This is a genomic window from Streptomyces sp. NPDC053048, assembly GCF_044547045.1.
Lineage (GTDB): Bacteria > Actinomycetota > Actinomycetes > Streptomycetales > Streptomycetaceae > Streptomyces.
Window position 1 is genome coordinate 89,120 of the sequence record NZ_JBITZS010000004.1, and the last position, 12,635, is coordinate 101,754.

Annotated in this window: 14 protein-coding genes; 8 read left to right on the top strand and 6 right to left on the bottom strand. The window is 74.8% G+C overall.

Annotated features, from left to right (window positions below; all coding sequences use genetic code 11):
• Together ACIG36_RS11540 and ACIG36_RS11545 are read left to right on the top strand one after the other, a co-directional pair.
• Positions 1-2,226: an MMPL family transporter gene (locus ACIG36_RS11540; RefSeq protein WP_399925566.1), complete on the top strand. Its 2,226-nt coding sequence runs from the start codon at positions 1-3 to the stop codon at positions 2,224-2,226.
• Positions 2,223-2,828 (top strand): hypothetical protein, encoded by a 606-nt coding sequence (locus ACIG36_RS11545; RefSeq protein WP_399925568.1) that lies wholly within the window; start codon positions 2,223-2,225, stop codon positions 2,826-2,828. Before ACIG36_RS11540 ends, ACIG36_RS11545 begins: the two co-directional genes overlap by 4 nt.
• Positions 2,829-2,858: 30 nt before the next feature.
• Here ACIG36_RS11545 and ACIG36_RS11550 read toward each other — a convergent pair whose 3' ends face one another.
• Positions 2,859-3,650, bottom strand: coding sequence for a hypothetical protein (locus ACIG36_RS11550; RefSeq protein WP_399925570.1), 792 nt, complete (start codon positions 3,648-3,650; stop codon positions 2,859-2,861).
• Between the two features lie 124 nt (positions 3,651-3,774).
• Here ACIG36_RS11550 and ACIG36_RS11555 point away from each other — a divergent pair, with 124 nt between their 5' ends.
• Entirely contained in the window at positions 3,775-4,965 is a 1,191-nt protein-coding gene (locus tag ACIG36_RS11555) for a hypothetical protein (RefSeq protein ID WP_399925572.1), read from the top strand.
• A gap of 9 nt (positions 4,966-4,974) precedes the next feature.
• On the opposite strand, the gene ACIG36_RS11560 is transcribed toward ACIG36_RS11555, so the two are convergent.
• Complete coding sequence (locus ACIG36_RS11560) at positions 4,975-5,550, bottom strand: heme-binding protein (RefSeq protein ID WP_399925574.1); 576 nt, start codon at positions 5,548-5,550, stop codon at positions 4,975-4,977.
• Positions 5,551-5,764: 214 nt separating this feature from the next.
• On the opposite strand from ACIG36_RS11560, the gene ACIG36_RS11565 reads away from it, so the two are divergent.
• On the top strand, positions 5,765-6,985 hold the full coding sequence (locus tag ACIG36_RS11565) for a sensor histidine kinase (RefSeq protein ID WP_399925576.1): 1,221 nt from the start codon (positions 5,765-5,767) through the stop codon (positions 6,983-6,985).
• Positions 6,982-7,641 (top strand): response regulator, encoded by a 660-nt coding sequence (locus tag ACIG36_RS11570; RefSeq protein ID WP_399925578.1) that lies wholly within the window; start codon positions 6,982-6,984, stop codon positions 7,639-7,641. The genes ACIG36_RS11565 and ACIG36_RS11570 overlap by 4 nt, the downstream gene beginning before the upstream one ends.
• 1 nt (position 7,642) lies before the next feature.
• On the opposite strand, the gene ACIG36_RS11575 is transcribed toward ACIG36_RS11570, so the two are convergent.
• Positions 7,643-8,905 carry a globin domain-containing protein gene (locus ACIG36_RS11575; protein ID WP_399925580.1) on the bottom strand — a complete coding sequence of 421 codons (1,263 nt, stop codon included), beginning with the start codon at positions 8,903-8,905 and terminating at the stop codon, positions 7,643-7,645.
• Between the two features lie 169 nt (positions 8,906-9,074).
• Here ACIG36_RS11575 and ACIG36_RS11580 point away from each other — a divergent pair, with 169 nt between their 5' ends.
• Positions 9,075-9,881, top strand: coding sequence for a VOC family protein (locus tag ACIG36_RS11580; RefSeq protein WP_399925582.1), 807 nt, complete (start codon positions 9,075-9,077; stop codon positions 9,879-9,881).
• Here the strand turns inward: ACIG36_RS11580 and ACIG36_RS11585 are convergent.
• Positions 9,861-10,115 carry a hypothetical protein gene (locus ACIG36_RS11585; RefSeq protein WP_399925584.1) on the bottom strand — a complete coding sequence of 85 codons (255 nt, stop codon included), beginning with the start codon at positions 10,113-10,115 and terminating at the stop codon, positions 9,861-9,863. The genes ACIG36_RS11580 and ACIG36_RS11585 overlap by 21 nt on opposite strands.
• A 14-nt stretch (positions 10,116-10,129) precedes the next feature.
• The gene (locus ACIG36_RS11590) at positions 10,130-10,414 is read right to left on the bottom strand and encodes a hypothetical protein (protein ID WP_399925586.1); all 285 of its coding nucleotides are present in this window, start codon (positions 10,412-10,414) and stop codon (positions 10,130-10,132) included.
• A gap of 127 nt (positions 10,415-10,541) precedes the next feature.
• On the opposite strand from ACIG36_RS11590, the gene ACIG36_RS11595 reads away from it, so the two are divergent.
• Positions 10,542-11,297: a TetR/AcrR family transcriptional regulator gene (locus tag ACIG36_RS11595; RefSeq protein ID WP_399925587.1), complete on the top strand. Its 756-nt coding sequence runs from the start codon at positions 10,542-10,544 to the stop codon at positions 11,295-11,297.
• A 144-nt stretch (positions 11,298-11,441) separates the two neighbouring features.
• Positions 11,442-12,122: an AAA family ATPase gene (locus tag ACIG36_RS11600; RefSeq protein WP_399925588.1), complete on the top strand. Its 681-nt coding sequence runs from the start codon at positions 11,442-11,444 to the stop codon at positions 12,120-12,122.
• Between the two features lie 19 nt (positions 12,123-12,141).
• On the opposite strand, the gene ACIG36_RS11605 is transcribed toward ACIG36_RS11600, so the two are convergent.
• Entirely contained in the window at positions 12,142-12,585 is a 444-nt protein-coding gene (locus tag ACIG36_RS11605) for a nitroreductase family deazaflavin-dependent oxidoreductase (protein WP_399925590.1), read from the bottom strand.
• Between the last annotated feature and the right edge of the window lie 50 nt (positions 12,586-12,635).

Genomic DNA, 12,635 nt, shown 5'->3' on the forward strand with positions numbered 1-12,635 from the left:
GTGACGAGCCGTCCGTGGCGGGTGATCGTCGGGGCCGCTCTGCTGAGCGCGGCCCTCGGCCTGTGGGTCCTGGGGGCACGCCCCGGGTTCTCCGGCGGCGGTTACGCGGCCACCGGCACGGAGGCCGCGCGGGCCGACGCGGTGCTGGCCGAGTGGTTCCACGCCGGCCCGCCGGACCTCGTCCTGCGGGCCGACGCGGACGTGCCCGCCACGTCCGAACAGGCAGGCCGGGCCGGGCTCGGCCTGACCGCCGACCTCGCCCGGCAGCCGGGCGTCGAACGCGTCCGCTCCTACTGGAACACCGGCGCCCCGGAGTTGTTGAGCCGGGACGGGCGGGGCGCGCTGATCGTGGCCGACCTGGCGGGGGACGACGCGGCCGCGGCGCGGACCGCCGCACGCCTCGTCCCGCGCTTCACCGGCGTCCACGGACCGCTGCGGGTCTCGGCGACCGGCACGGCCCATGACTCCTCGCGGTATACCGACGTCAGCCGGCACGAGCTGCTGCGGGCGGGGCTGCTGGTCGTGCCGCTGACGGCGGCGGCGCTGGTAGTGGCCCTGGGCACGCCGGTCGCGGCCCTGTTGCCGGTGCTGACCGGCCTGTTCGCGGTGCTGGGCGGCTACGCGCTGATGTGCGCGCTCGGCGAGGCGATGCCGGTGTCCGCGCTCGCCACGAACGTGGTCACGGCGCTCGGCTTCGCGGTGGCCGTCGGCTACGGCCTGTTCCTGATCAGCCGCTACCGCCGGGAGCTCGGGGCGGCCGGTGGCGACGGCCAGGAGGCCATGGCGCGCACCCTGCGTACCGCGGGCCGCACGGTGTTGTTCTCCAGCGGCACGATCGCCGTCTGCCTGACGCCCATGCTGCTGCTGCCCGTTCCGTTCGCACGCTCCCTGGCCTGCGGGGCCATCGCGGTCGTGGTGTGCGCGGGGCTCGCCACGACGCTGGTGCTGCCCGCGTCGCTGGTGCCGCTGGGCCAGTGGCTCGACCGCGGTGACCCGTTCGCCCGGTGGCGCCGGGGGCGGACGGACGGGAGTCCGCTGTGGCGGCGCGTCGCCGGGGTGGCCACCGGCCGGCCCGTACTGGCCGCCGCTTGCTGCGTGCTGCTGCTCGCCGCGGCGGCGCTGCCCTTCACGCACACAAGTCCCGGTGTTGCCGACGACGGTCCGCCCTCGGCCGGGCCGGCGTCCCGCACCGTCGCCGCGGGAATCGCGCGGGACTTCGCGCTTCCCTTCGACCGGGCCGTCACCGTCGTGCTGCCGTCCACCGACGCCGTCGAGCAGGAGGCGGAAGTGGCCGACTACGCCCGCCGGTTGTCCCTGCGCCCGGACGTGGCGCGCGTGGTGACGGGGCTGGGCACGTACGCCGACGGGCGTGAGGCCGCCGGTCCCACGCCCGGGTCGCTGGTGCACATCACCATGGGTGCGACCTGGCTGGCGGTGACTGGTTCGGGTCCGCCGTCGGACGACGCCGCTCTGGTACGGACGCTGCGCGCGCTGCCCGCCCCGGGCCCGCACCTGGTCACCGGTTCCCCGGCACGGGAGCTGGACACCGGGGCGGCCCTGGCCCGCTCACTGCCCGTCGTCGGCGCCCTGCTGATCGGCGGTGTGCTGGTGCTGCTCCTGCTGTTCACCGGTTCGGTGGTCGTTCCGCTCAGGGCGGTCGTGCTGGCCGCGCTCGGTATGGGCGCCGGCCTCGGCGTGACGGTCCGCCTCTTCCAGGAGGGCCGTCCGCTCGGGCTGCCGGTCCCGTTCGCGGTGCCGGACGGGCCGGCGGCGTCCATGGTGGCGGCGGTGATGTTCTGCTTCGCCTTCGGGGCCGCCGTGGGCTACGAGCTCTTCCTCGTCGCGCGCGTCCAGGAGGAGTACCGGGCCGGTGCCGGCTGCCGCGACGCGGTGGTCGGCGGCATCGCCCGTACCGGACGGGTGGTCACCACGGCGTCGGTGCTCGTCGTGATCGCGGTGCTGCCGCTGCTGGCCTCCTCCGTGGCCCTGCTGCGGATGGCCGGCTGCGGCATCGCGCTCGCCGTGCTCGTGGACGCCACCGTTGTACGCGGCGTCCTCGTGCCCGCCCTCATGCGGCTGGCCGGCCTGGCCAACTGGTGGGCGCCGGCGCCGCTGTCGCGCCTGCACCGGCGGCTGGGGCTGGACACCGCGTTCCTGCCGTCCGCGCCCGCGGGTGCCGTACCGGCGCAGCAGAAACAGACCGAGAGGAAGAGGATCCCGACATGACCGTCACCCAGCGTCCGCGCATCGCCGCCGTCCTCTCGGCCGTCGGCGTCCTGCTGCTCGGTGTCCTGGCCACCACGACCGGCCAGAGGGCCGGGGCCGCCGCGGCCGCGCCGGCGCCCGCGCGGAGCCTGGCGCGCACCGCCCTGACCTGCGCCCTGCAGACCGCCCCCGGACGGCCCATCACCTTCCGCCCGAGCGTGACGGGGCGGCTGCGCCAGGTCTCGGCGACGGGCACGGTCCTGCTCGACCGCTGCACCTCCCCGGACGGCAGCCAGCGCGGCGTCCGGTCCGGACGGCTCGTCCTGCACGGCGCCGGCATGGCCAACTGCCTCACCGCCGACCGGCTCGAGGGGTCGGGCACCATCACCTGGTACCACGGCTGGGACCGGCGCGGCTACAAGGCCGGCACCACACGGTTCACGCCGGCCGGGCGCGGCAGCGGCTACACCCCCGCCGACGCGTTCCTCAGCGGGAACGCCGTCGCGGGGCGGATGGCGCACCGCCACGTCCACGGCCGGGCGGTGCCCACCGCCGATGTGACCGGCTGCGCGGCCCGCGGTCTGCGGGCTGTCGCGGGGCGGGGCAACATCTCCTTCGGCTGAGGTTGCCCCGGCCGGTCGTCCGTCGTCCGGTCAGCCGCAGGCCTGGGTGGCGCAGAGTTCCCACGTGCCCCAGGACCGGAAGCGCTCGCGCTCGGTGATCTGCCAGTAGCGGTCGCGGTTCCACTCGCGGGCGACGACGCGCAGCCGCCCGTCGGACAGTTGGACGACGGAGGACGGCGCGCCGAGGCCCACGAAGGGGTCGGGCACCTTGCCCAGGCTCCGCACCGGCCCCCACGCGTCGGAGGAGGCGTCCTCCTGGCTGCGCACCTGCATCGAGTCGGCGCCGGTGGAGCCCGACGCGAAGGCGTGGAGCCGCCCGTCGGCCTCGGTGAACAGCACGACGCCGCCGTGGTAGGGGGCGGGGTTCAGCCCGAAGCCCTCCGTGGGGCCCCAGCCGTCCTCGTCCGGATCCTGCACGGTGTGGCAGAACGCGCCGTAGGAGGGGAAGAACACCTCCAGCCGTCCGCCGCGGTTCTCGGCCGCGGTGACCTGGTAGAGCTTCGGCCCGACGGGTGTCGCGCCGACGCGCCGCCACGGGCCGTACGAGCCGCCGGGCTCGTCCTGCGCCTGGTGCCAGACGAAGGGCAGGTGCGAGCTCGGGCCCGGGGTCTCGTAGAACAGCTGGAGGCGGTCCACGCGGCCGTCGTCCCGTCGTACCTCCACCGGGTCGCCCGACGCCTGGGCGCGGTGGCCCTGGGCGGTGGGGTCCGGCGCGCACACGGCCGCGGCCTGGGCCGCGGGGGCCGCGGCCACCGCTCCCCCGCAGGCGAACACGGCGGCCATCAGGCCGTACAGCAGTCCACGTAACGGTCTTCGGTACACGATCGGCGAACCTCCGGAGCCGGTGGTGCGGGCGGAAAGATCCGAACTGACGCGGGAACATCCTCACGCACGGCGACGGCTCTGGCCAGAGCGCCGCCGGGCGTCGTGGCTCGTTCTCCATGTCATGAAGAAGTCCGTCTCGCAACGCGCCCTGCGGGCATCCGCCGTGGCCCTCGCGCTCGCCGCGCTCTTCACCTCGCCGTCGGGAGCCGCCCCGGCCGCCGGGCCGCCGCGCGTGGTGGACGTGCGCCCGGCGCGGGCACTGGACGCGGCGTTCGGGGCGTACGCCGACCGCGGCCGCTCACCGGATCACTGGACGGGCGGGGACAGCACGTACTCCGTGCCGACGCCGGCGGGTGAACTGTGGGTGTTCTCGGACACCTTCCTCGGCACGGTACGGCCCGACGGCTCCCGCTCCCCCGTCGTCGGCGAGGGCGGGACGACCCCCTTCGTGCACAACAGCTTCGTGCTGTGGACCGCGCACGTGCCGCGCACGGTGACCGGCCGGGACCGGACGGGCCGGCCCGCGGCGCCCGTCTCCGTCCCCGGCTCCGGGCACTGGTACTGGGCGCGGGCCGGCATCCCCGACGGGCACGGCGTGAGCGTCGTCTACGCCCGCTACGCGCGTACCGGGAGCGGGCCGCTGGACATCGCCTGGCGCGGCAACGTACTGGCCAGGTTCCGCGCGGGCGCCTACGCCCGGCCGGTGTCGCTCACCCCCCTGCCGTCCTCGGCCCGTATCGCGTGGGGCGCGTGGCTGGAGCGGCAGGGCGGGCACACCTACATCTACGGGACGGAACGCACTCCTGAAGGCAGCAGCCACCTGCGGCTGGCCCGGGTCTCCGGCTCCGACCTGCGGCGGCCCTGGCGGTATCGGACCGCGCGCGGCGGCTGGTCCGGCCGCGAGGCGGACGCCGCCCGGCTGGCCGGCCCCGGGGGTGTCGCGCTGCGCACCTCCGACGAGGTGAGCGTGGTGCGGCACGGCTCCTGGTACGCGCTGGTGACCCAGCGCGCGGACGTGTCGTTCAGCGCGGAGACGCAGATCGCCTGGTCCCGCTCGCCCGGCGGCCCGTTCACCCGGCCGCTGACGGTGTACACGGCGCCCGAGGCCGGGCCGCGGGGCACGTACCGCGACCCGGACGTCTTCGCCTACAACCCCCACGAGCACCCGGAGCTCGCGCGCCGCGGCCACCGGGAGCTCGTGGTCTCCTACAACGTCAACAGCCTGGACCCGGGTGACGTCATCCGCCGCGCCGGCATCTACCGGCCGCGGTTCCTGCGGCTGACGCTCTCCCGGGCCACCGGGGCCCGCTGAAGGGGTCGGCTACTTGGCCGTGCCGAGCTCGGCAGCGCCCGCGCGGGCGTACTTCTCGTCCAGGTCACCGCTGGGCGCGCCCGCGACGCCGATGCCCGCGACCGGGGCGCCCTTGGCCTGGACCGGGGTGCCGCCGGGGAGGAAGAGGGTGCCGGGGATGTCCTTGAGGTTGGGGGCCTGCTGCAGGCGCTTGACGAGCTCGGACGTGGGGGCGTTCCAGGAGACGGCCGTGTACGCCTTGCGCTGGGCGGACTCGTAGGACTGCGGGCCCGCGCCGTCGCCGCGCAGGGTCACCAGGGTGTTGCCGTTGCGGTCGACGACCGCGACGGTCACCTTCTGCCCGTCCTTCCTGGCGGCCGCCAGCGCCGCCTGGGCGACCTTGGTGGCCGCGTCCACCGACAGGTGCGAGGACTGGGTCAGGGCGCCGCCGCCGACCTGCACGGGAGCGGCCTGGTCCGCCGCGGGGGAAGCGGTCGCCGAGACGGCGCCGAAGGTGCCGGCGCCGACGGCGGCGGCCGCCGCGATGCCGGTCAGCACGCGGGCACGGGTGGACAGACGACGGGAGGAACGCCGGGTGGTCTGCATGGGGACTCCTTGTCCGAGGGACCAACGAAGGGAACGTCTTCATCCTCGGAGCCGGGCCACCCCTGGTGGATCATCGTTCCGGCTGCTCCGCCGAGGCGGAACGGACGACGCCGTGTCAACCGATCGGATGATGCGGACGGGCTCCGCACGGTTTAGGACAGAGACGGAGGCATCGGCGGGACGGCCCGCCGGGAAGCGAAAGGAGACGACGTACGTGCACGCCGACGCAGCGCACACAGCCGGCCGGGAGCCGGGTCCGGGCCGGGAGCCCGACGCCTGGTGGCTGGCCGCCGTCCGGCACACCGCGTTCTTCCTGCTCCTGGGTGCCTCCCTCGTCCGCTTCCTGATGCGCCACCCCGGCGACCCGCGGACGCTGTGGGTGATCGCCCTGAGCGTGGTCCTCGCGCTGCTGTACGCGGCCGGCCGGGACGGCACCGGCGGGGTCCTCGACGCACGGCTGTGGCTGGGGGCGCTCGTCGTGGTGTGGGTGGTGCTCGTCGTGCTGGCGCCGAGCTTCGCGTGGTGCGCGATCCCGCTGGTCTACACGGGCCTGCGCGCGCTGCCCACGCGCGCCGCCCTCGCCCTGATCGGCGTCCTGACGCTCTTCGTCGTGGCCGCCCAGATCAGCCTGTTCGGCTTCGACCCCAACCTCGTCGTCGCCCCGCCCACGGTCGCCGCAATGGCCACGGCTGTCTTCGTCCACATGGAACGGCAGGCGGCCCGGCAGCAGGCGCTGATCGACGACCTGCTGCGCACCCGCCGCGAACTGGCCGCGACCGAGCGGCGCGAGGGCACGCTGGCGGAGCGGCAGCGGCTCTCGATGGAGATCCACGACACGCTGGCCCAGGGCCTGTCCAGCCAGCGGATGCTGCTGCAGGCGGCCGACCGGGTCTGGGACGCCGACCCGGCGACGGCCCGCGCCCATGTCCGCACGGCCGCCGAGGTCGCCGCCCGCGACCTGGCCGAGGCCAGGCGCTTCGTCCACGACCTGGCGCCGCCGGACCTGGCCGCCGGCGTACCGCTGGCCAGGGCCCTGCGGGCCCTGGCCGAGCGGGAGTCGACCGGCACCCTGACCGTGCGCTTCCACCTGGAGGGCACGCCCGGCCCGCTGCCGGAGCGCGTCGACGCGGCCCTCTTCCGCATCGCCCAGGGCGCGCTGGCCAACGTCCGTGAGCACGCCGGCGCCCGGACGGCCGCACTGACCCTCACCTGTCTCGGCGACCAGGTGGTCCTCGACGTGGCCGACGACGGACGCGGCTTCGACGCCCGCGCGGGGCGCCGGCAGGGCGGGGGCCGCGGGCACGGCCTGCCGGCCATGCGCGCCCGTGCCGAGCGGGTGGGCGGCCGGCTCAGCGTGGAGTCGGCGCCCGGCGAGGGCACGGTGGTCTCCGTCTGTGTCCCCCTGTCCGACCAGCCCTCCCCGGAGTCCTCATGAGCACGCCCGTACGTCTTCTGCTGTGCGACGACCACGTCGTCGTGCGCGCGGGCCTGCTGGCCCTGCTGGCCAGCGAGCCGGGCATCGAGGTGGTCGGGGAGACCGGCAGCGGCGAGGAGGCGGTGGCGCTGGCCGCGCGGCTGGAGCCGGACGTCGTGCTGATGGACCTGCAGCTGGGCCCGGCGGGTGCCGGTGCGGGGGACGGCATCGACGGGGTGGAGGCCACCCGCCGCATCACCGCCGAGCCCGCCGGGCCCTATGTGCTGGTGCTGACCACGTACGACACGGACGCGGACGTCAGGCGGGCGATCGAGGCCGGGGCCACCGGCTATCTGCTGAAGGCGGAACGCCCGGAGGAGCTGTTCGCCGCGATCCACGCGGCGGCCCAGGGACGTACCGCCTTCTCGCCGCCCGTCGTCGGCCGGGTGATGGCGCGGATGCGCGGGAGCGGCCCGGCGGCCGCCAGGCTCACCGAGCGGGAGCACGACATTCTCGGTCAGCTGGCCAGGGGGCTGGGCAACCGGGAGATCGCGCGGGCGCTGTTCATCAGCGAGGCGACGGTCAAGACGCACCTGGGCCGCATCTACGCCAAGCTCGGCGTGGACACCCGCGCGGGCGCGGTGGCGGTGGCCAAGGAGCAGCGGCTGCTGCCCTGACTCACGGCCGCGCCGCGCTCGCGTCGGGCAGCGGGTCGTGGTGGATACGGTCCGCGGGCAGTCCCATGCCGGTCAGTTGCCGCACGGTGGCGGCGACCATCCGGGGCGGACCGCTGACGTAGGCCGTCCGGTTGGACCAGTCGCCGCGCTGGCGCTCGAGGGCGTCGACCACGCTGCCGGTGCGGCCCGCTCCGGGGCCTTCACCGAGCACCGGCACCACGCGCAGCCAGGGGTTGGCCTTCTCGAGTTCGGCGAGCCGGTCCGCGTGGTAGAGGTCGGCGCGGTTGCGGGCGCCGACGAGGAGGTGGACCAGGCGGTGGCCCGACGGGCGGGCGGCGAGTTCCTCCAGCAGGGCGGTGACCGGTGCCAGGCCCGTGCCGCCCGCCACCAGCAGCAGGTCGCGCTCGAGCTCCCCGTCCAGCGTCATCGCGCCGGTCGCGGGCCCCAGCCGCAGGGTGTCCCCCACGCCGGTGCGGTCGACGAGCGCTTCGCTGACTCCGCCGGTGCCGGTGCGCCGGACGTGGAACTCGATGACGTCGTCCGGCCGGGGCGCGCACGCCATGGAGTACGGGCGCCAGGCGTGCGGCAGCAGCGGCGACTCCAGCGCGCCGTACTGTCCGGCCCGGTAGGGGTAGTGCTCATGGGTCCTGACGCGGATCACGGCGAGGTCCGGGCGGCGGAGTTCGTGGCCGGTCACCCGGCCGTGCCAGGAGGGCGGTTCGCCGATGGCGGCGTCCGCGCCGGCGACCATGGCCTCGACGGCGGTCCTGAGCATGCGCAGCCAGGCCTGTTCCAGCTCCACGGTCCACCGCGGGCCGAGGCGCAGCCGCAGGGCCTCGCACAGCGAGGCCTCGAAGGCCTCGTAGTGCGCCGGGCGGACGCCGAGTTTGCGGTGGTCGCGGCCCAACCGGGTGAAGGTGGCCGTCACTTCCTCGGGGCGTTCCAGATGGTCCGTCAGGTAGTGGAACATGCGGGCGAGGTGCTCCCGCTGGAAGGCCATGGACTCGGGGAAGAGGGACCGCAGGTAGGGCCAGCGGCGGAACATCACCTCGTACAGGTGGGTGATGAGCTCTTCGAAGGGCGTGACCAGCGGGAGCTGCCGGAGGATCAGCTGCCGGTCGGCCTCGTCGGGGGCGTCGGGCCGCGACGGGGACGGCGGGCCGGAGGGTAAGGACCCGGGCGAGAGCAGCCGCCGGCGCAGCCGCATCGCGTCGTGGCGCGCCAGCAGCGCGTAGTAGTCGTTGCCCCTGGTGGTGCTGTTCACAGGCCGGATCTCCGCTGACGGGGGGTGGGATGGCACCGCAGTATGCCAGCGCGCCGAAGTGCCCTTTCGGCCCGGGGCGAGGGGGCCGAACGGCCCTGTTCCGGCGGGCGCGCGCCGGTGGCCGGTGGCACGCTGGCCGGACACCGCCGAGGACTCCGGAGGCCACGCCATGATCACCACTGATTTCCGTCCGGGCTCCCCCTGCTGGATCGACCTGGGTACGCCGGACGTGGCCGCGACGGCGGCCTTCTACCGTTCCGTGTTCGGCTGGGAGTTCGAGTCGGCGGGCGCCGAGATGGCCGGCTACGGCGTCTTCAAGCTCGGCGGACGGACCGTGGGCGGGCTCGGGCGGCTCACGGAGGAGGGGGCCCGGTCGGCGTGGATGATCTATTTCAACACCTCGGACGTCCACGCCGTGGCACAGGCCACCGAGCGGGCGGGCGGCAGGGTGCGCGTCGCACCGGTGGACGCCGACGGCGAGGGCTGGATGGCACAGCTGACCGATCCGCAGGGCGGCCGGTTCGCGGTGTGGCAGCCCGGCACGAGCCAGGGCCTGGAGGCGGTCGACGAGCCGGGCACGCTGGCCTGGACCGAGCTGTACACCACGGACGACGCGTCGGCGAAGAGCTTCTACGGCTCCTTGTTCGGCTGGCGGACCTCGGACATCCCGCTGCCGGGCGGGGGTGGGACGTATTCGCTCGTCACGCCCGCGGGCTGCGGCGAGGAGCGCATGCAGGGCGGCATCATGCGGCTCGCCTCGAAGGACCTCGCGCTGAACAACGGGCTGCCGTACTGGCACCCGGTGTTCGCCGTGGCGGACTGCGATGCCACCGTCGCCGCGATCACGGGCAACGGTGGCAGCGTGCAGATGGGGCCGGAGGACGCGGAGGGGGTGGGGCGGCTGGCCGTCTGCCTCGACCCCTCCCGCGCGGACTTCGTCGTGCTGGCGCCCGCCTCAGAGGTCGGCGAGGGGTGAGCGGACGTAGAGCCGGCCGCTCGCTTCCTTGGGGATCTCGTCCTTGACCATCGAGGCGGCCTGGCCGACGGGCGCGGCGTCCACGGAGGTCAGGCGGGAGACCCGGTCGGCCAGCGGGGTCGGCGCGGCCCCGCTCTCGTCGGCCGCCTGAGCGGTGCCCGCGCACAGGGCGAGGCCGCAGGCGGCGAGGAGGACCGAGCCCGCCGTGACACGCATGGTGTGGTGATTCTTCATGCTTTGCTCAACGATCACCCCCCATTCCGGACACTGTCCGCGTCGCTCGCACCTCCTTCGCCGCTCCCGGCCCGCAGCACCCGCTTGTGCCGGGCGTCCAGGACCGCGATGACCGCGAAGGCGACGATCATCACGGCCACGGCCGCGATGTGGCACCAGGGAGCGGGCAGGTAGTTCACCGCCGTCATCACGCTGGGCTCCTTGTCGGTGAACACCCGGAAGACGATCGCCATCACGCCTTCCCAGAATCCCGCCACGAGCACGAGCAGCATGCCCAGCCTGTACCAACCCTCGTCCATTGCCGCCTCCGGCTCCCGTTTGCCGACGTCCTACGTTACGACCGTAACAATCACGGGAGTCGAAAGAGCGCCTTTTCCCTGCTCAATACCGTTTTGCGTCACACATTCTTGAAGTTATCCTGCGGGAGTGCGTGACGAAAAGAAGCCGGTGTGCCAGGTCTGCGGCACGCTCCTGCGCCCGGCGGCCCGCGGCCGGCCGCCCGCCTACTGCTCGCGCGGCTGCCAGGCCAGGGCCTACCGGCGCCGCAGGAACCCGCCCGTGCCGCAGGCGGCCGACGCCGGTACCGCGGCCGCGGCCGCGCCTTCCGGGCGGCGCCGGCAGATCGTCGAGGCGGTCTGGCGCGTCGCCGCCGAGCGGGGGCTGGACGCCGCCTCCCTGCGGACGATCGCCGCGGAGGCGGGAGTGTCCCTGCGCGTGGTCCAGTACCACTTCGACAGCAAGCACCAGCTGCTGGTCACGGCCCTGCGCATGCTGCACGAGGAGAACGACCGCCACGCCCGCGCACGGGCCGGGGCCCTGCGCGATCCCACCGACCCCCGCGCCCTGCTGCGCACGGTCCTGGAGGAGTTCCTGCCCCTGGACGACCAACGGCGCACGGCCCTGCGGGTGTTCGCCGCCTACTACGCGCGCAGCCTCACCGACGACCGGCTGGCGGCGGTCTTCCTGCACGACGCCCAGCCGCTGGAGGAGCTCGTGGCCGGCCTCATCGGGCCGCCGGGGTCCGGCGGGACCGCGCCCGACCCGCGCCGCGAGGCGGACCTGCTGGTGGCCGGCGTCACCGGCCTGGGCATCGACGTCCTCCACGGCCGCCGCACCCTGGCCGACGTCCGGCACACCATCGACTACCACCTCGACCGGATCTTCGCCGCGCACCCACGGTGAGAACGTCCCGCGCCGGGACGCCGACCCGAGAACGACAGTGAGAAACGGCACGAAACGGCCGGACCGGGAAACCGACCGGACCGTCGGAACGTCTCCCCAGCTGTCGGCACACCTGTCGACGACCGGCAGGGACAGGGGACGGCAGTGAGCGATACAGGCGGCTCGGCCACGGCGGTGGCGAGGACCGCGCCGACGGGCGAGCCGGGGTTACGTCCGCGCGGTCTGGTCGATCTGCGGGGGCCTGGGCCCGTACCCGGCGTACTGGCCTATCCACCCGGTGCGGTGGTCGTCGTCTCCGGACTGCCCGGCAGCGGCAAGTCCACCCTGCTGCGCCGCTGGTCCGCGGCCGCCCCGGTGATCGACCCGCGGACCGTGCACGTCGCCTGCGAGTCGGTGATGCCCGCCCGGCTGCCGTACGCGGTCTACCGGCCCTGGGCCCGCCTGGAGCACTTCCGGTGGCTGCGCACGGAGGTGCGCGCCGGCGGGCCGCTCCTGGTGCACGACTGCGGCGGCCGGCCCTGGATGCGCCGCTGGCTGGCGAGGACCGCCGGGCTCCAGGGCCGTGAGCTGCACGTGGTGCTGCTGGACGTGGGAACGGCCGAGGCCCTGGCGGGCCAGGAGGCGCGCGGCCGCCGGGCCCCGGCCCGCGCCTTCGCCCGCCACCGGCGGGGCCTCGACCGGCTGCTGCGCACCCTCGCCGGGGACGGCCGCCACCCGGCGGACGCGGCCCCGCTGCCGGAGGCCATAGCGGAGGCGGCCTCGGTGGTGCTGCTGGACCGGGCGTCGCGCGAGGGCGTGGCGGCGGTGGAGTTCGCCGGCCCGTAGTCACCGGGCCGGCGGGCCGTCAGCCGACGGGGGCGCGCTCGAGGACGAACACCGGGATCTCCCGGTCGGTCTTGGCCTGGTAGTCGTCGTAGTCGGGGTACGCCTCGACGGCGCGCCCCCACCACAGGGCCTTCTCCTCGCCCGTCACCTCACGGGCGACCATGTCGTGCTTGACCGGGCCGTCCTGCAGCTCGACGTGCGGGTTGGCCTTGAGGTTGTGGTACCAGACCGGGTGCCTGGGCGCGCCGCCCAGGGAGGCCACCACGGCGTAGTCGCCGTAGTGCTCGATCCTCATCAGGGGGGTCTTGCGCAGCTTGCCGGACCGCGCCCCGACCGAGGTCAGAACGATCACCGGCATGCCGCGCATCGTGGTGCCCTGTGTGCCGCCGGAGCTCTCGTACAGCTCCACCTGCTCGCGTACCCACTGGGCGGTACTCGGCTCGTATACACCGTCAAGAGGCATGTCCCCAGTGAACCTCACGTGCCGCCGGGCCACCAGTAGCCACACTCCGC

Coding starts and splice junctions, on each gene's coding strand:
- ACIG36_RS11590 (WP_399925586.1), bottom strand. CDS start 10,414: ATGGACGAGGGTTGGTACAGGCTGGGCATGCTGCTCGTGCTCGTGGCG.
- ACIG36_RS11585 (WP_399925584.1), bottom strand. CDS start 10,115: ATGAAGAATCACCACACCATGCGTGTCACGGCGGGCTCGGTCCTCCTC.
- ACIG36_RS11580 (WP_399925582.1), top strand. CDS start 9,075: ATGATCACCACTGATTTCCGTCCGGGCTCCCCCTGCTGGATCGACCTG.
- ACIG36_RS11560 (WP_399925574.1), bottom strand. CDS start 5,550: ATGCAGACCACCCGGCGTTCCTCCCGTCGTCTGTCCACCCGTGCCCGC.
- ACIG36_RS11555 (WP_399925572.1), top strand. CDS start 3,775: ATGAAGAAGTCCGTCTCGCAACGCGCCCTGCGGGCATCCGCCGTGGCC.
- ACIG36_RS11570 (WP_399925578.1), top strand. CDS start 6,982: ATGAGCACGCCCGTACGTCTTCTGCTGTGCGACGACCACGTCGTCGTG.
- ACIG36_RS11605 (WP_399925590.1), bottom strand. CDS start 12,585: ATGCCTCTTGACGGTGTATACGAGCCGAGTACCGCCCAGTGGGTACGC.
- ACIG36_RS11545 (WP_399925568.1), top strand. CDS start 2,223: ATGACCGTCACCCAGCGTCCGCGCATCGCCGCCGTCCTCTCGGCCGTC.